Below are 18059 nucleotides of genomic sequence, written 5' to 3'. Positions count from 1 at the left end.
ATTATATGATAGAATTTGATAAAATGGAAAAGAAAAAACATGTGATGTATAAAAGCATGTGGGCAAATCTTCCAGACAGTTTTCAGATTGAAAAAACTCGTTATAAAGATAAATTATCAGACAACTCTTATCAGTTCTCAAATACTATGATTAATAAAACTAGCGTAGAATCTTGTGCTGAAGGATTATCTGATTTATTCAAAATAGCTGAACGTGATATTTTCAGATGTAAACTTAAACAGATCTGTAATGGTAATGGTCAGGAACTTAGGAGAATTACAACAATGCACTCATCTGCTCTATGCGCGTTATTGTTTTTCTACAACGTAACCAGAGATCATACGCTGGAGTTAAGACTAGACGACAATGATTGCGAGTTCTATTGCTCAGTATTTGAATATAAGAATATAGTTATAAAAGGTCGTAACCCTTCGAATGTGGACGTAGTTTTAATTGGAACAGAAAAAAGCACGGGCCAAAGAGTAATATTGTTCCTTGAATCAAAGTTTGCTGAATTTTATAATGATACAAGCAAGGAATTAAGCGGGGTTTCCGGGGAATACATGAAAAACGAATATGGAAAAGATATTTATGAGAAATTGGTAGCTCTCCAAAAATATATTTTAGAACCTGACTCTGATGATAATTTTAAAATCACATCTAAAAAGTTCTGCTATCTGGAAGGTATAAAGCAAATGATCTCCCATTATATAGGAATACGTAATCTGTGTAATGGAATAAAATATGAAGAAAAAGGATGTTTTAATGAGCTCATTAAAACAGAGGATGCAAAAATATATTTGGGGACTATTTGTTATGACAAGGGATTTGCGGAGTTGGCTTTCAACAATTATCAGAAGCAATATTCCGCATTGGTTTCCATTCTTAATGACGTTACTCCTTCGGAAACAAATATTACTGTCTTGCCGGAATTGTTAAGGTATTCTCAGGATGAATTGAAAGGTTTTGTCAATGATTCTATCCGAAAATATTATTTCGAATATGGAGATGATAATTGGAAATAGGGTAGAATGATTGTTATTCACCTTTCAGATGTTCACTACATATACCGACAACCGATGTAATAAATACATGATATATATGACTAAGCCCACAAAACATTAATACTGACTATTGATATGAACAATAGAATTATAATAAAATACATAAGACCGGCTCTTCTCCTGTCTGTCATGCTGGCCTGCACGGCACTGCCGTCTTCGGCACAGGGAACGGCCGACGACTACAACCGGGCTTACAGCCTGCGCGAGAAATACAGCCAGAGCCACGTGCTTTATGCTGATGTTGAGCCACACTGGATTAAAGACACCGACTCATTCTGGTATATAAGAAACACGGAGCGAGGCCGCGAGTATGCGCTCGTCGATGCACGCGGAGCACGCCGCACCGACCTCTTCAACCATGAGCAGCTGGCCGAACGGCTGTCGGCCATGAGCGGAAAGAAGGTGGAGCCCTACCGCATATATATTAATAAGATGCGCACGGACAGGACTGCGGAGAACCTGCGATTTGAGTTCGACGGCCATAGATGGGCTTACAACACGAAGGAAAACACGCTCACGAAGGAAGGCAACGTGCATGCTCCCGCACCGCAACGCCACTGGATGGAGGTGGACGACGAGAAATCGGGCGGCCCCGTAACCTCGCCCGACGGCAGATACGTGGCTTTTGTGAGAGACGACAACGTGTGGGTGCGCAACTCGTCGGGCGGAGGCGAGCGCCAGCTGAGCATCGACGGCACGCAGGGAAACTACTATTCCACATACATACAATGGTCGCCTGACTCGCGGCATGTGATGGCGTGCAGAATACGTCCTGCCGCCAAGCGCTATGTATATTACGTGGAGTCGTCGCCTGCCAACCAACTTCAGCCCGTGCTCCACAAGCAGGAGTATGCCAAGCCGGGCGACGAACTGCGCTTCAAGGTGCCCTGCATATTCGAGGTGGAGACGGGCCGCGCGCTCATACCTTCCACCGAACTGTTCGCCAACCAGTACGACCTGCACAGCATGAGATGGAACGCCGACAGCAAGGGACTGACCTTCGAGTATAACGAACGCGGCCATAAGGTGTACCGTCTGCTGGAGATGTCGGCCACGGACGGCAGCGTGCGCACCCTCATTGAGGAGAAAGAGGAGAAGTATGTGAACTATCCCCGCATATTCCGACACCTGCTCGCCGACGGCCGACGCATAATCTGGAGCAGCGAGCGCGACAACTACAACCACCTCTATATGTACGACCGCGCCACGGGAAAACCTATACAGCAGATAACGAAAGGCCGCTGGTATGTGCGCGGAGTGCAGCATGTGGACGAGCAGAACGGGGTGATATATTTCTCGGCAAATGGAGTGAATAATGACGAAGACCCTTACTTCATACACTACTACCGCATCAACTTCGACGGCTCCGGCATGAAGGAACTGACGCCTGAGAAGGGAATGCACCGCTGCTGGTACTCGTCTGACCACAAGTATATGGTCGATGTGTACAGCACACCGCAGCAGGCGCCCGTGGCACTGGTGCGCAGCGCCGACACGGGCAAGACCGTCATGCCGCTGGAGAAGGCCGACATCTCGGCGCTGCTTGCCAACGGATGGACTGCGCCGGAGACCTTCAAGGCTAAGGGACGCGACGGCAAGACCGACATTTGGGGCATAATATACCGCCCGTCTGACTTCGACCCGCAGAAGAAATATCCCGTCGTGGAATACATATACTCAGGTCCGGGCGACCAGTATGTGCCCAAGACCTTCGCTTCATACAACTGGTGGATGACCTCGCTCGCCGAACTGGGATTCATCGTGGTGCAGGTTGACGGCATGACGACGTCGTTCCGCTCGAAGGAGTTTGAGGAGGTGTGCTACAAGAACCTGAAGGATGCGGGCCTGCCCGACCACATGGCGTGGATAAAGGCGGCTGCCGAGTGCTATCCGAGCATGGACACCACGCGCGTCGGAATATTCGGAAGCTCGGCCGGCGGACAGGAGGCCATGGCCGCCGTACTGTTCCATCCGGAGTTCTACAAGGCTGCCTACTCGGCGTGCGGATGCCACGACAACAGGATGGACAAGATATGGTGGAACGAGCTGTGGATGGGTTATCCGGTGGATGAGGCTTACAGCCGCAACTCGAATGTGGACAACGCCCATCTGCTCACGCGCCCGCTGATGCTCGTTGTGGGCGAGATGGACGACAACGTGGACCCGGCATCCACCATGCAGGTGGCCGACGCGCTGATAAAGGCGGGCAAGGATTTCGAGCTGGTGGTCTTGCCCGGAGTGCGCCATACCATGGGTGAGAACTTCGGCGAGCACAAGCGCTACGACTTCTTCGTGCGTCATCTCATGGGCGTTGAGCCGCCGTCGTGGGACAAGATAGGGAAGAAATGAATCCGCTCCGACGGCTGTCGATACGGGCCGGTATGCTCTCACGTGGCATGCCGGCCCGTATTATGTATATGCGTGTGTGGAACGTCGGAAATGAATAAATATACATTCTTGTGGTAAAAAGATTTTACAGAAAAATAGCGGAACGGGAAACGGATAGACGTTAAGAAGGACGATAATGAGTGGCGGCCGGTGCTTTACGGCGCGTTTCCGGTTCGGTAGAGATGAGACGGTGACAAGTTGCAAAAATAAACTGCGGCATATACCGCGTATCTGCGTTGTCGCTTTCAACCGAAAGCAGGGCAAAAGAGCGCAGTTACAGATTTTCAGTATCCTGCGGTTTTCCCGTTTGAGTTTTCTGTTCTACCCCAAAAAATTTTCGCGAATTTGCGCGCGGACTCTCCGTCGGACGTAAATTCGCGAAAAATAAGAGCTTTGTATAATATACTGAACATCAAAGGTTTACTTTTAAGAAAGATTTTTCAGCAGTGCAAAATGCACTGTTTCAGCATGCGATAGAGTACATATCAGGGCCTGAAACACGCAATATTACACCATGATACGGGCGAAACCGGAGGCTGAAACGGGCATAAACGGAACGCAAGACGAACTATCCGGGACGCCCATAGAGGGTATGCGGTAAGTCAGTAAGATGCGAATCGGCCTCTTTGACTGCGTGTTTAACATTTGTTTACATCTCTTTCGCGATTTTCTTTTGTCAAAAAAAAGTCAAGAAAATCTGTAAGTACGCCGCCCGGGTTTTCTTTAAAAACGCTTATATGAGACGCGGGCAGACACACGGGTAGCATGCGTCCTTATTCAGGTGAGCGGTTCCGGTTGTTTGTGCAATGCGCTTACGTCGTTGTGACGGTCCGCTGCGGAGTGCGTGGCGCGGCATGTTGCGGTATGCGTCCTTTGGGGTGCGGAGTGTCGGGTGGGCAGAATGTGCGGTGCAGGTCAGTCGGCCTGTTCTATCACTCCGTTGCCGGGCAGGTGCATGCCGGCCATGACGAGGTGTTTGTTCTTGACGTATTCTATGAATTTCACCCTCGACTCCACGGCCTTCTTGCGGTCCATGTCGTAGGCGGCGCAGATGTTCGGATTCTGTATCTGCAGCGCGTAGCCGTGCATGAGGTCGCCTATGATGAGCAGACGTCCTGTCTGATAGATGGTGTGGCCCGGAGTGTGGCCCGGCGCCGGCAGTGCCTTCACGCCCAGTGGCAGTGCGTCGTCGTAGCCGAAACGGTGGAGCCGTCCGGCGTAGGCCTGCATTACGGATGCGGCGTTCTCGGCAGTGGCGCGCTGCTCTTTCTTCACTCTTCTAGCGTTGGTTATCCAGTAGTCATATTCGGCTTCGGGCACATAGAGCTGCGACTTGGTGAATACGGGTTTGCCTTCGTGCATCAGTCCGCCTGTGTGGTCGCCGTGGAAGTGGGTGAGCATGATATAGTCTATGTCGTCGGGCTTTATGTCCATTGAGTCGAGCAGAGCCATGAGACGTCCGCCACGGTCGGCCCCGTTGCCTGTGTCGAACAGCATCTGCTTGCCGTTCTTCTCGATGAGGAAACAGCTGACTGATGCAGCCACGCTGCCTTCGGGCGAGAGTATGTTGATGCTGTCGGAGTCTTTCTTGCCGTAGAACAGACTGTTGGGCATGCGTTTCTCATCGGCGTTGTCCTGGAAGGAAGTGAGGCTGACGGAGTCTATCGTCATCATCGTGATGCCGTGGGGCAGTATGCCTGAGTCGGCGGTCACTTTTTTGGCATTGTTGTCGCATGAGGCGAAGGCCATCATCGCCGCGGCGGTGAGAATGAGGCTTACTGATCTGAATTTTTTCATAGCTTTGAGTTTGTTGGATGTTGGAAGACTTCCATGCCTTACAGCCGTCGGGTCCGTGTGATGGGCGGGGCGGCCTGTATGCCGGATTGGCGGCATGCCTGTGCACAATGACAAAAATAAGCAAAATGAGCAATACACGGAAATATTTCGGACATTATTTTCATACTTCCGCGTTTTGCGTGTATCGTGGCCGGAGGGATGGCTTTGCGCGTGGATGAAGCGACTGGGAGGAGTGGGGAGCATAGCAAGATGTGATGAGAAAAGGGTGGCAGAGTGCGGAAAAAATCGCAACAAGTGGGTATTTCAGAACTTCTGTCCATGCATTAATTTTGCAGCGGTCACCTCGCCGCGCGGCGCACACCGTGGCAGACAATACCCGTGTGGGGCGGAACGGACAGAGCGGGTGACGGATTGTTTTTAGTTAAAATGTTCAGGAAAAGAATGAAGAAGACAGGCATTTTTTACGGTTCGAGCACAGGGACGTGCGAGGATGTGGCCGGACGCATAGCCGTGCGGCTGGGTGTGGACAGTGCAGACGTGCACAACGTGGCCGACATGACGGCCGGAATGATTGAGGATTACGACGTGCTGTTGCTCGGCAGCAGCACATGGGGTTGCGGCGATCTGCAGGACGACTGGTATGACGCTCTGAAGCTGTTGCAGCAGACCGGGCTGAAGGGCAAGACTGTAGCACTGTTCGGATGTGGCGACTCGGAGTCGTACGGCGACACGTTCTGCGACGCTGTGGGCGTGATATACGATGGACTGAAGGACAGTGGATGCACGTTTGCGGGCGGCGGTGTGGCTGTGGACGACTATTCGTTCGATTCGTCGTCGGCCGTTGTGGACGGATGCTTTGTGGGACTGCCCATCGACGAGGTGAACGAGAGCGACAGGACCGACGCGCGCATAGAGGCTTGGGCGGAGACTGTGAGGCCGGCAATGGAGTGAGGCCGGCGGCTCGGCTCTGCGATGACGTGGCCGTAAGGAGAGACAGGGAAATAGAAGAAAAACATAAGTAAAGGAGAAGAAAGACATGACTACGCAGTTATCCGAAATACATTCCACCGAACTGAAGGTGTTCATGAATCATATATACGAATTCAAGAAGGGCGTGAGAAGGATGGTGCTCTACACGGTGAACCGCAAGTATGAGGCGCTGGCCGTGGACCGTCTGCGAAGACAGAACATCGACTTCATGGTGCAGCCGGTGGACAGCAGGAAGGTGAACCTGTTTTTCGGCAGGAGTGAGTGCATACATGCCATACGCCGGATGGTGACCCGACCGCTCAACCAGTTGACCCCGGAAGAGGATTTTATACTGGGTGCCATGCTCGGCTATGACATCTGTGCGCAGTGCGAGCGCTACTGTCTGCGCAAGTCGAGAGGCACAAGCTGAATGTGCCGGAGGGGCCGGAGCGAGGCTTTCTCCAATTCTTCAGGACATAAAAAAGAGACATATCCCGGCAGACGGGATATGTCTCTTTCTGTTATATGCGGGAGCGGACCGCTGGGTTTTGGGGCCTTGGCCCGCCCGGATGTACGTTGTGAACTGTTATTTCACGATGAGCTTGCGTACCGCATTGCCGCACTTGACAATGTATGCGCCCGGTTCAACCGATACGGATGCGCTGCCGCTCACTGCGTTGAGCTGTTTTACGGTGCGTCCGGACATGTCGAAGACGGTGAGTGTGCAGGTCTTGTCGGTTGTGACATTTATCTGGCCGGCAGTTGCGGTGATGGTTGTTGTGGCGGTTGTGCCGGCGTTGTCGATGCCGGTGTCCTGTCCTACATACATTATTTCAGACTCGCTTGACACAACATCGCCCTCAGTGCCGTTGCTTGCAGCCATCACATAGTAATAGAACTGCTCGCCCTCACGTTTCTCGGGTGTTGCCACATAGATGCTGTTGTTGTATGCTATGTCGTCGCTGTAGATGCGTGTCAGCGTTGTGCCGGCCTCTATATCCTGTGTTATCTTCACGCCGTCGATGAACACCATGCCTGTTGTTCCGTATTTGTCGTTAGGATCGCTGAAGCCGATGGAAATATAATAACAGTTGCTTGCGTCGAGGGTGAACTCGTAGTCGGTCATTTCATTGCTCAGATTGACATACTTCCATTTGCCGACAACTTCGCCGATTATCGGATCGACAAGTGCTACTCCGAGTTGGGTGCCGTTTGTGCAGTTGACCATCTGTGCGCTTATCTTGACCTTGACGTTGCTCGGTGTGGCGGTGTTAATCTGATATATCGGGCTGTAAAGCATTGAGTAATAGTTCATGGCTGCGTAGTAGTTCTTGAGACCTATCATGCCATTGGCGAGCAGAGTGGTTACGCCGTACCAGTCGGGATACTTGGTGTATTCGTTGAGCGCGCCTTCCATCTCGTTATATACAGGCGAACTGATGGTGCCTTCGGTCACTTTGTCGAAGGTCTCGTCGTCGAGAACGAATGTGCCTGAAGACGGAATCTTATAGTCGGAGAGTGTCACTACCTCGTAGTAGGATGCGTCGCTCACGCTGCTCCAGTTGGCTCTGAAGCCCTCGTCGCTGATTTCTGTAGCCTGTGCCACGACAGGTGCGTCGATGGCATCGACGGTGTTCTTGGCCGGTATGATGTCAGACTCGTCGGAGATAAGTGTGCCGTCGTTGGCCTGTACAGAGTAATAGTACAGACATCCTGACTGCAGACCGCTTAATGTCTCGCTTGTGGCTGTAGTCTCGAAGTCTTTCTTGACGTACTGCGGTTTGTTGTCAACGAAGTAGAAAACGTCGAGCAGATAGGATGTCGCTGTCTCTACGGCCTGCCAGTTGGCGGTGAATCCGGTCTCGGTGATGTCTGTGGCCGGCAGAGCTATCGGAGCGCTCGGCTTCTGTGGCTCTACTTCTGTTCCGTCAACCTGTGTTATCTCGATGTCGTCGACGAATACGGGTGCGTCGGCATAGAACTGTATGGCAGTCTGGCTTTTGCCGTATCCTTCAAAAGGAATGGTCACTGTCTTCCATGATTCATCGCAACTTACATAACCTCCAAAAGGTTGGCTTTCGCCGTAACTTTGTCCTACAACATAGAATTTTGTGGAACCGGACTGTGATCTGAACGATACTGTGACGTTGAAGTTTCCGTTGTCGGCTGAAAGGTCAATTACCGGAGTCATGAGCACTGAGCTTGTTCCGTCGGCCATGAAACAGCATCCTCCGGCCTGGAATACTTTGATACCGCCCCAACCGTAGGTGTTGATGTAGTCGTGCATGATGATTCCTTCGCTTGTGAGGATGTTTGTCATGTCAGGTTCTTCCTCAGAACCTGCAGTGAACTTGCTGAAGTCTTCGCCCAGTACGAGTTTTTCTTCAGATGCAGCTACAACGGGTGCCTGCATGCGGGTTACTGTTTTCAGTGCAACGTCGTTGGCTTTTACGCGGTTCTTGCTTATCTTGTTGTGGCTTACGGCATGAGTTTTGGCCGGACGGAGTGCCTGCCATACGCGTTCGCCGTCGTTGGCTGCATGGCTGCACGGGACTGAAACAAACAGTCCAAAAAGCAGTGCGGGTAATGTCTTGATTATATTTTCTGTTTTCATTTCTTTTTGTTTAATTGTTATTTGAGAGTTATTTTTTTAACGAACGATCCGCTTTCGCTGTCGATCTTTACTACATAAAGTCCTTTACCGGGAACAGTCATGGTGACGTTTCCACCGATTGTCTGTCTGTCGGCAACCATTGAGCCGTCGGCAGCATAAATGTATATGTGGGCTTTCACACCTGACTTGACTGTTATGGTCTGGCCGGCTGTCTCGATGGAAATGCCGTTGCTCACGGTGTTGTCGATGCCAGTGGCAAGAACATATATTGTGCGTTCTACCGGTGCAGATTCGTTGTTGCCTTCGTAAAGACATACCACGCCGTATTTGTTTACGCCTTTCTGTGCGGTGGCGTCGATGAATGTACGTGTGGATGTGAATCCGATAAGCTCATTGTTGCGATATACATTGAAGCCGATAGGATATTCGGCGTCGGTGAGCGGATTGTAGTCTTCGTCGAATTCAGGCTGTTCGCCCGGAGTGAATGTGTCTTTTGCGGATGACGGTTCGAGGACAGCCTTCATCAGCGGATTGAACTGTATGAGGTCGCTGCGCCATTCACCTTCGGAAAGTACAAGGTTGCCGAGGCCCGGAGTGTAGGTGACGCCGTCGCAGATGAGACGGAATCCGCCGTCGGAAGTCTTGCCGTAGACACCTATCATGTAGTCGTAGCCGGGTTCGATGACGGTTGGTGTGTCAAAGTTCTTGACGCACCATGTACCTGAACCGTATTCGGTGATGTCGCGTTCGTTGACAACTTCCATATCGTCGGTTCCGGCTGCGGCACGCCATACTCTTATCTTGTAGCTTGTGGTGCGCTGTGCCGAGAACGGGAAGAAGCCGATGCCTTTGATGGTGTAGCCGTTGTAGGCACGGAGATCTTTCTCGTTGAAACGCTGTGCGAAATCGGTTTCGTTGGAATAGATGTACTGATATATCACATCTTTATAGTTCAGGTCTGAACGTGAAAGTTCGGTGTTCATCTTCCATGTCACCTCTACTCCGTTGCTGTTCTCTACAGTTGAGAGTGAGTTGATGCGGTTTTCAGGAAGTCTTACAGTGGCTTTTACGAACGGTGATACCAGTCCGTTGTTGTAAACCACATCGACTTTGTATTCAACGATGATACTTCCGGGGTTGTTGTCAACATAAGTGAGCTCTTGGGTTGAGTTGATAAGAATATCGTCTCTGAATATGCGGTATTCCTTGATACCCTCTGTTGCGGGAGCTTCCCACTCGAGTGTCACAACGCCACGCTTGGCACTGGCTTTGAAGTTCTTCACTGTTTCGGGAGCTTCTTCGGACACGAAATCGAATGAAATCTTGCCGTCAGTCTCGCTTATGTTGCTTAAAGAGAAGTATGAGTATTTGCCGTCATTGGAATGTGTTGACGGAAGAGTGATGTCTGACCATGATGTCTTGCCGGTTGAACCGGGGAAAGGTGCTTCGTCGGAATTGATGTTTCCGTAGGATGCCGGGCTTTCGTACGGATCGCTGGTGGCAGATGCACACACGGTGTAGAGTCCTTGCAGGTAGTTGCAGTTCACGGTGTTCATGTCTGCTGTGGCGCTTATTCTGTTCTCATCTACATGATATACGATGAGTCCGTGGCCGGGAAGTTTCTTGTCGAACTTCTGTATCTGTCGGTTCTCAAGCACGAAGTAGTCGCCTTCGCGTTGTGTCTTCACAACATATCCTACGGGTTCGTCGGTTGCGGCAGGCATGTCTGTTATGGTTGTCGAAGCGTCGAGATATTTTGGTGTGGCCCATCCGAACTGCATCTTCTGCCACATGTTGAGGCTTGAAGGACTGTCGCCGGGCAGTTTGTACTCATTCCATATACCGTCGGCCATGAGGTCCCATACGCCTGTTCCGTCGAAGTAGCCGCTGGTTTCGTAGTCGGTGTCGTAGTAGTCGGGGGCACCGAGATTGTGTCCGAACTCATGGCACAGAACTCCGACTGTTGTCATCTGGGTGCCGTAGTCAGGACTGCTTATCAGAATTTCGGGTTGTATGGTGTATTTCTTAACGCGTACATCACCATACATCTGATCGAGAAGCTCACCGCTGTGTGACCAAATGTCAGAAGTGCTTCCGCTTACTTCCTGTCCCATACCCTGGTGGATGATGGACAGTCCGTCGAGTTCGCCGTCGCCGTCGTTGTCAAACTGATGGATGTCGATGCTCGGATCAACGAGTGCGAGAGCATCGCGTATGAGATCAGTCATATCCTCGGTGTTGTAAAGCGACTTCTGTCTCGGCAGTTGCAGCCATCCTACAACGGTTGTTTCGATGTCGAGTTGTCCGTAGGATGTCTCAAGATAATAATCGCGGAAGCTGCCTGTTCCGTTGTAGTTCTCGGCGTTCATGAGATCGCGGAACTTGTCGGCGTCAAACAGAGGTTTGGTGTCGGCAAAGTTGACGAGCAGCATCAGCAGCTTGCGCTTGCCGGTAAGAGGGAATGTACCGTTGATCTGCAGTGCCTTCTTTGGTCCTGTAGTATTCAGCGCCACGTCGTTTGCCTTTATCATATCGCTGCGTTTCAGCAGACGTGCCTTTGCCGGAGCCTGCTTGTCGTCGCCTGTATATGTAGTTCCTGCTACGATTGTTCCTTTGTCATTCTTTGTTGCGTAGCAAAGATAGCCCTTATCCGATTTCTTCAATACATATCCGCCTGTCGACTCAAGCCAATGGTTGTATTCATCACCCATTATGCGATAAACGACAGTTGTGCCGTCAGGCTGTGTGTATTTAACAGGTTTCGGATATGCCGGCACACTGTAGGCCGGCATATCCGAAATAGAGATAAGGCATAATGAAATTAAAAGAATTCTAAGAAATTTCATGCCTTTTTATTATTTAAATATTTTGATGCTGTTTTTACCTGCGTTGATAACGTATACTCCGTTGCTCCATCCGCTTGCAGGGATAACGACCTCGCCACCGTTGGCTTTGCCGCTGAATACCTGTACGCCGGATACGCTGTAAACCTTGACATTCTCGCCGTCAGCCAGTCCGCTTACGCGATAGTTCTCGCCGTCGGCTGATATTTCGATTTCAACATTGTTGTCTGTTACACTTCCGATGGCGTTTGTCTCCATCTTGTTGAACTTAACCCACGGCATTACGCAGAAGCTGTAGCCTTCCAGACTCGGGCAGAACTCATCGGCCTTGCACCATGCACCGTCAACTGTATAATCGCTTCCAGGAAGTGCTTTCTCCGGTTTTACATAGAGTGTTGTCTGTTTGTTGGCATGCTTTCTTGTCTCAAAGCCGATCCATGAACGGTATCCTCTTCCTTCTGCAGTCTCATCTACAAGATCGAGTTCTTCACATTCAAATGCAACATAGAATGTACCTGTTACCTTAGCGCTTTCGTCGAACTTGATTGACTGTCTTACTGGCTGGTAATAACCTTCTTCGCCGAATGTCTTGGCAAGCTTCTCTGTCTTAGATGCAATCGGATGTTCTGTGTCAATCTTTCCGTCCTTCTCCGGATAAATAACAACTGTGTATGTCTTATCCTTGTCGTTTACGCTTCCTTCACCAGTATCATTAATGAAGAGCTGGTACATTGGTGTCAGAATAGAGAGTGACGAAATATCAAGAGTTACGTCTGAAGGAAGTTCGAAACGTTCTGCTATCGAACGGTAGTACGGGTTGACACCTACAACATAATCGTAGTATATCTCGTATGTATCAATTTCTTTCACCTCACCGTTTTCGTCGAATGCCGGTGTATCACCCTGCTGATAGAGTTTGTCTGTTGTCTCAGATGTTGTTGTCAAAGCATCGTCAACGTCATTTTCAAGGCTGAGAACTTCTGTATAGAATGTCTTTTCTGCCTCAGTTGTTCCGCCTTCGTTTGTTGCCTGAAGGGTTATTGTGTATGAACCGGATGCCGGGAATGTTATTTCAGGCTCGGCAGCTTCTTCGTCAGAGATTGTGGCTCCGTTGTTTACAGACCATTTGTATGAATCTGCGTCAGAGCTCATATTAACCATCTTAACCTTCTGTCCTTCGAATACTACAGAAGAACCGTTGAATATAGAGTTGAGTGTGTTGCCTACATGGAATACTGCTGTCGGCGGGAGAACCATGTCTTTCTCTGTTACAGAGAAGTTGTCGATGGCAAAGCGTCCGTCATTGGCTGATGTAGAGCATGCATATATTGCGAAGCAGTATTTGCCGTCTTCTGTAGGTGTGAAGTCTTTCTCAATCTTTGTCCAGTCACCAACAGCTGTCTCTGTTATTTCTTCGAGTACAGTTGTCTGTGCTGTTGTTTCCTGTGCATTTCCTGCTGTGAGTTTGAATGAAGGTTTCACGCTTCCTGTTCCCGGCATGTAAAGATACATAGACACTGTGTATGTCTGTCCGCCCTTCATGTCGAGCATCGGAGAGTATGCTATATCCTGTCTGTTCGGAAGAATTGAAGATTCTGCAACCATATAGTATTCTCCAGATACAGCCTGTTTGCCAGGAATGTTTGCTGTAACCCAAGGATTTTCACCTGAAACCGTCCATCCGATAGGCAGATAGTCTTTTCCTGAATAGTGAGAACCGTCATCGTATGTTTCGATATAAGGAATCTCTGCTTTCCATGTAGGCTCTTCGCCGCCTCCGCTTTCAGCTACACTGAATGTGTCGAAGAACACGTCGCCTGCTGATGAGAGCACCGATGTGCACCAGAGTCCGAAGCAATACTGTCCGTCTGTTTCCGGAGTGAACTTAACAGAAATTTCTTTCCAGTCACATTCGCCTTCTTCCTTTGCGAGCTCATATATCTGAGCATCGGCCACCTGTGCAAGTCCTGCTGTGATCTTCATGCTCGGTGTGCGGCCAACCTGTCCTGCAGTTGTCATCTTCACCCATACGGTCATGGTGTATTCCACACCACCTTTCATCTCAAACATCGGCGAGAAAGCCACGTCCTTACGGTTTCCAAGCTGTGGATATCCTGAAGTAAGAGAGTTCAGACCAGACTGTGCCTGGAATCCGTACCATTCAAATGTCGGATATACTGAGAACATAGCCTCGCCTGCAACTTCCCATCCGGCCGGAATATATTCTTCTTCCGTAGTGTCGAAATTCTCAGAATAAGGCAGAGTGAAATTTCCACCCGGCTCTTCAGGGCTTTCAGCTGCGCTTACAGAGAATGAGTCATAGAACACATCACCTGCAGTAGAGAGCACTGAGTTGCACCAGAGTCCGAAGCTATACTGTCCGTCAGCCTTAGGAGTGAATGTTACGGTGATTTCCTTCCAGTCGCAATCACCTGTTTCGGATGCAAGCTCAACAGTCTGTGCTTCTACTGTCTGTGCATTTCCGACAGTTACTTTCATACCCGGATCACGTCCGTTCTGTGCACCGTTTCTCATCATCACCCATACAGTCATGGTGTACTCCACGCCGGCTTTCATTTCGAACATCGGCGAGAAGGCCACGTCGGTGCGGTTTCCAAGCTGTGGATATCCTGAGACAATAACATTCGCCCCAGACTTAGCCTGTATGGCGTAGTCCATTGCTGAAGATATGGAGAAGGTGGAGCTTCCTGCTGTTGCCCAACCTTCCGGCATCTGTCCAGCTTCTGTCTCGTCAAAGTTTTCCGTATACGGAAACTCTGTCACGCTTTCAGCAGCGTTAGCGTAATTGCTAAAGAACACGCTGAATAATAGAAGTAAAGTAATTAATTTTTTCATAAAAATTGGTTAAGAATATAGTTTGAAAAATATAAACACAATGAAATATTATTTTGTCTTACAACTTACAAAAATATCATAAAAATGTGGTTTTCACAAATTATTTGCCGATAAATCATATGAAATGTAGGATATATGTAAAAAATATACGTTTTTTTAATTTGTTGATACTGTCCTGAAAACATTATTTAGTAAAACTTATGGTTGTTTTACCATTACTCTCTGACTATCAGCTTGATATGATGTTAAGACTCTATTGTGCTCCGCATGCGGTCTTCCGGCAGTTACCGAAGGCGTCAGGCCGATAGTGTTTTTCTTTCGCATCAGGCAGGATTGTTGTATCTTTGTCTTTTGTTTGAGTTGTATGACATATATTATGATGTATGGGAAACGGACGTATAGAACGTGAGAAGAGGGTGGTGCGTATGATGATAGAACTGTACTGCCGTCATAAACTGCATCTGAAGGAGATGCCCGAAGAGTATGTCAGACTGTGCGATTATGCCTCGTTGAGGCTGTCGCGGTGTCGTTATGGTGAGAAGAAAAGGGCGTGCCGGCGATGCACTACTCACTGTTATGCACCGGCACAGCGCGAGATGATACGCCGTGTGATGCGCTGGGCCGGACCCCGCATGATGCTGTATGCTCCGCTGGCTGCACTGCGCCACTGGCTCGGACGGTGATGTCCGTGCGGTGTGCATGCAACATCATGGCATGATGCTCTCCGGATGCGCGTCACAAAGAATAGAAAAGACAGCAGGACGGCTGATCATTGTCAGCCGTCCTGCTTTATGTATAGGCGATGCACTGTCTTTAGCTGCCGCCCGTCTGCTTTAACGGACAACTGGAAATTCGCTTATGCGCAGCGTGGTGCATCCGTAGGGTATGAGCGTTATCTCCTCCACCGGAGCGTCGGTGGGGATTCCGTAGAACGGCATGGGGCCGGCCATCTCGTTGTATAGCTGCCATGACGGTATCTCCTTGGCTTTCAGCTTTATCTGTACGGGCGCATTCTCCGGATTCCACGGATAGTTGCCTTTCAGTTTCTCCTCGTCTATGATTACCTTGGCGGCATCTTCACCATTGTTTAAATTTACGCTCAGTATGCCGTAGTTCCACTTCGATGGCGACGTCACCTCATAATAGTATTGGCCGAACTGCGCCCTCTCGTTCTCCGGGAATTCGCACTTCTTCCACACTTCCTCCATCTTCAGACCATAGACCAGCGGTCCGCGCTCTATGGATAGGGCACCCTCATACCATGAGTTTGTGGTTATATGCATGGGGAACGATATTGTAACGACATCGTTGTCGTGCCATACACGGTCTATTTTCATTGTTTCTCTGTCGATTTTCTGCGGCACCTTGTTCACTTTTACCACAGGTTCTGAACACCATCTCGGTATGCGCAGATGAAGCGGGAACCTTACGCCCTTCTTCCGGTCGGCCTTCGAGTTGAGCTGCACTGTCATCTTTATCTCGCCGTCCATGGGGTAGAATGTTTCCTCGCTGATGGTCACGGAGCTGCCTCCGCCCACCCGGGCCGTCACTTCCGACGGCGAATACACCAGTGCGGCCAGTCCGTTGTCGGGTGTGGCGTACCACAGACTCTGAGTGAACTTGGGCCATCCCTGGTGCATGTTGGAGTAGCAGCACGGATATCCGGAGAGTGTGCCGAACACCAGGTCGGTGTGTCCGTGCGACTGTTCCTCGTAGAAGTTGCGCATGTGGCGTGTTATTTTCACCTGGTTTGCCTGCTGGAAATACTGCTTATACATGAAGTCGTCGGTTATCTGAGTTGGCAGAGCGTTGAACGCCACACGCTCCAGATGGGCAGCAAGTTCCATATCGCCCGTTATCTCCATCATCTTCTCCAGCGAGAACATCATCTCCACTGCCGAGCACAGTTCCGAACCCTGTGTGGGCACATTGCCGTGCAGAAGCTCGTCGCCGCCGAACATACCCTGCGCCTGTCCGTTGAAGCGGCGCAGATCTCTCATTCCCTTCAGTGTGGCCTGCAGATGTTTCGTGTTCTTTGCCTGCTGGTAGTATATCACGGGTTCTTTCAGTCCCTGCGCCAGATTCACACAGTGTATTCCTCTCATGCTCGACAGTACGTTGCCATTGATGAACATGTCTGTGAAGTCCACGGCCTGCTCATGTATCAGCTCTCCCAGTCTGAGCAGTGTTTCGTCACCCGTTATGTTGTATAGCCAATACACGGCCTGCAGGTTGTCGCACGCCCTGTACTCAGCCCAGAACGTCCAGTTGCCCAACGGTTTTGTGGGCAGGGTGGCGAACTGATAGTAGAAATATTTTGTCATGAAGTCTATGACGCGTTTGTCCTGCGTGGCCGAATAGTACTGTTGCATCACCTTCAGCACCACCATGCGCGGCCACCAGTCGGCAGAGTTGTCGCGTTGTAGTCCGAACTCATATCCGTAGTCCTTGGCCGGTCCGAAGTATCCGTCCTCGCGCTGACTCTGCAACGTCCATTCTATCCACGGTTGCACCTTCTTCTTCAGCTCGTCGTCGTCCAGAATGTATGCCAGCGGCAGCAGTCCGTCTATCCAGTAAGGGCCGCGCTCCCACTGGTCGCCGTCGCCTCCGAGCCATCCGTTGCGCTTTCCCATCACTTCGGGATAGAGCGTGTCCATGTGTCCCGTCGCGCCATTCTTCTGTCGTTGCAGCATCTCGAGCAGCCACCCTTTTGCCTTTATGCTGCCCAGCGGCAGCTCGATGTAAGGCTTCTGCAGCAGAGGTTCGCGGTTGTTGGCATAACAAGTGGTCTGTGTCTCGGCAGCTGTCGCGCCTGTTGACGCTATCAGGGCAAGTGCCGCCGTTGCAATGAGCGTTCTTATCATAGTCCGATTGTTTTGTTGTTTGGTTTAGTAATGTGATTCTGACGAATTATTATAGCTCGCGATATTCTGGTGGTTGGCGGAATGTAGTGCAGTATCTTGATTTTGGTTGTAAACAATAATTGCTATAGCCACCGAGAACAAAGTTAAGGAAATATTCTGTATTAAAAGGTGTTCCAGTGGAGTTTTTGATATTGGGGTGAGAAATATTTGCTGAAATCTTTGTAGATTTACATCTATTTATAAATGGATAGATTGTAGAAATACAAAGATTAAGTACATAGATGATAAACATTCATATTGCAAGAAAGTTCCTTATGTGGATCAGTTACTGTTAATAGACTACTGCAGAAACACCTTGAAATTTTCTGAAAGGGTAATTCAAGAATTGTGCAAGTTGAATATGGTATGATTGAAAGGTGATTTCTCAACTAAAAGTTCCATGATGAGCAATATTTACATTTAAGGAAGACAAGAACAGAAAATGACATTACCATATATACGTGAACGACATTCTGCTTATGCAATGGTTCGGATAAAAGGCGAATGAATGGAGAAATTGGTTGGGAATTCCATCTGCAAAGTAAGATGAGAGAATAGGATGTACTCTTATTCCTCTTCTGAAGCAAATAAAAACATTGTAGGACAGAATATTATCGTAAAAATC

General features: G+C 49.6%; 10 protein-coding genes. 5 read left to right on the top strand and 5 right to left on the bottom strand.

Annotated elements, in window-relative coordinates:
* Positions 1-5 precede the first annotated feature (5 nt).
* The gene (locus tag WKT13_RS01515; protein WP_340322522.1) at positions 6-1025 is read left to right on the top strand and encodes a hypothetical protein; all 1020 of its coding nucleotides are present in this window, start codon (positions 6-8) and stop codon (positions 1023-1025) included.
* Between the two features lie 168 nt (positions 1026-1193).
* Positions 1194-3413 carry a DPP IV N-terminal domain-containing protein gene (locus WKT13_RS01510; RefSeq protein ID WP_445323551.1) on the top strand — a complete coding sequence of 740 codons (2220 nt, stop codon included), beginning with the start codon at positions 1194-1196 and terminating at the stop codon, positions 3411-3413.
* A gap of 954 nt (positions 3414-4367) precedes the next feature.
* Here the strand turns inward: WKT13_RS01510 and WKT13_RS01505 are convergent.
* Positions 4368-5249 (bottom strand): MBL fold metallo-hydrolase, encoded by an 882-nt coding sequence (locus WKT13_RS01505; protein WP_340322520.1) that lies wholly within the window; start codon positions 5247-5249, stop codon positions 4368-4370.
* A 441-nt stretch (positions 5250-5690) separates the two neighbouring features.
* Here WKT13_RS01505 and fldA point away from each other — a divergent pair, with 441 nt between their 5' ends.
* Positions 5691-6200: a flavodoxin FldA gene (gene fldA, locus WKT13_RS01500; RefSeq protein ID WP_340322519.1), complete on the top strand. Its 510-nt coding sequence runs from the start codon at positions 5691-5693 to the stop codon at positions 6198-6200.
* A gap of 85 nt (positions 6201-6285) precedes the next feature.
* Positions 6286-6648 (top strand): DUF2023 family protein, encoded by a 363-nt coding sequence (locus WKT13_RS01495; protein WP_298619190.1) that lies wholly within the window; start codon positions 6286-6288, stop codon positions 6646-6648.
* A gap of 156 nt (positions 6649-6804) precedes the next feature.
* Here WKT13_RS01495 and WKT13_RS01490 read toward each other — a convergent pair whose 3' ends face one another.
* The 3 genes from WKT13_RS01490 to WKT13_RS01480 are packed head-to-tail and all read right to left on the bottom strand — an operon-like array spanning position 6805 to position 14531.
* On the bottom strand, positions 6805-8832 hold the full coding sequence (locus WKT13_RS01490; protein WP_340322518.1) for a hypothetical protein: 2028 nt from the start codon (positions 8830-8832) through the stop codon (positions 6805-6807).
* 17 nt (positions 8833-8849) lie between these two features.
* A complete protein-coding gene (locus tag WKT13_RS01485) occupies positions 8850-11678 on the bottom strand; it encodes a M6 family metalloprotease domain-containing protein (protein ID WP_340322517.1) in 2829 nt (942 codons plus the stop codon).
* A gap of 9 nt (positions 11679-11687) precedes the next feature.
* On the bottom strand, positions 11688-14531 hold the full coding sequence (locus WKT13_RS01480) for a carbohydrate binding domain-containing protein (protein WP_340322516.1): 2844 nt from the start codon (positions 14529-14531) through the stop codon (positions 11688-11690).
* A gap of 383 nt (positions 14532-14914) precedes the next feature.
* Between WKT13_RS01480 and WKT13_RS01475 the strand changes: the two genes are divergently transcribed.
* On the top strand, positions 14915-15214 hold the full coding sequence (locus WKT13_RS01475) for a nitrous oxide-stimulated promoter family protein (protein WP_340322515.1): 300 nt from the start codon (positions 14915-14917) through the stop codon (positions 15212-15214).
* A gap of 150 nt (positions 15215-15364) precedes the next feature.
* Here WKT13_RS01475 and WKT13_RS01470 read toward each other — a convergent pair whose 3' ends face one another.
* On the bottom strand, positions 15365-17395 hold the full coding sequence (locus WKT13_RS01470; RefSeq protein WP_340322514.1) for a beta-L-arabinofuranosidase domain-containing protein: 2031 nt from the start codon (positions 17393-17395) through the stop codon (positions 15365-15367).
* Positions 17396-18059: the final 664 nt, after the last annotated feature.

It is taken from the genome of Prevotella sp. HCN-7019, assembly GCF_037890215.1.
In the GTDB taxonomy this organism is placed as follows: Bacteria; Bacteroidota; Bacteroidia; order Bacteroidales; family Bacteroidaceae; genus Prevotella.
This window is presented reverse-complemented; position numbering and strand designations above follow the sequence as displayed.

Coding starts and splice junctions, on each gene's coding strand:
- WKT13_RS01515 (WP_340322522.1), top strand. CDS start 6: ATGATAGAATTTGATAAAATGGAAAAGAAAAAACATGTGATGTATAAA.
- WKT13_RS01510 (WP_445323551.1), top strand. CDS start 1,194: ATGCTGGCCTGCACGGCACTGCCGTCTTCGGCACAGGGAACGGCCGAC.
- WKT13_RS01505 (WP_340322520.1), bottom strand. CDS start 5,249: ATGAAAAAATTCAGATCAGTAAGCCTCATTCTCACCGCCGCGGCGATG.
- fldA (WP_340322519.1), top strand. CDS start 5,691: ATGAAGAAGACAGGCATTTTTTACGGTTCGAGCACAGGGACGTGCGAG.
- WKT13_RS01495 (WP_298619190.1), top strand. CDS start 6,286: ATGACTACGCAGTTATCCGAAATACATTCCACCGAACTGAAGGTGTTC.
- WKT13_RS01490 (WP_340322518.1), bottom strand. CDS start 8,832: ATGAAAACAGAAAATATAATCAAGACATTACCCGCACTGCTTTTTGGA.
- WKT13_RS01485 (WP_340322517.1), bottom strand. CDS start 11,678: ATGAAATTTCTTAGAATTCTTTTAATTTCATTATGCCTTATCTCTATT.
- WKT13_RS01480 (WP_340322516.1), bottom strand. CDS start 14,531: ATGAAAAAATTAATTACTTTACTTCTATTATTCAGCGTGTTCTTTAGC.
- WKT13_RS01475 (WP_340322515.1), top strand. CDS start 14,915: ATGGGAAACGGACGTATAGAACGTGAGAAGAGGGTGGTGCGTATGATG.
- WKT13_RS01470 (WP_340322514.1), bottom strand. CDS start 17,395: ATGATAAGAACGCTCATTGCAACGGCGGCACTTGCCCTGATAGCGTCA.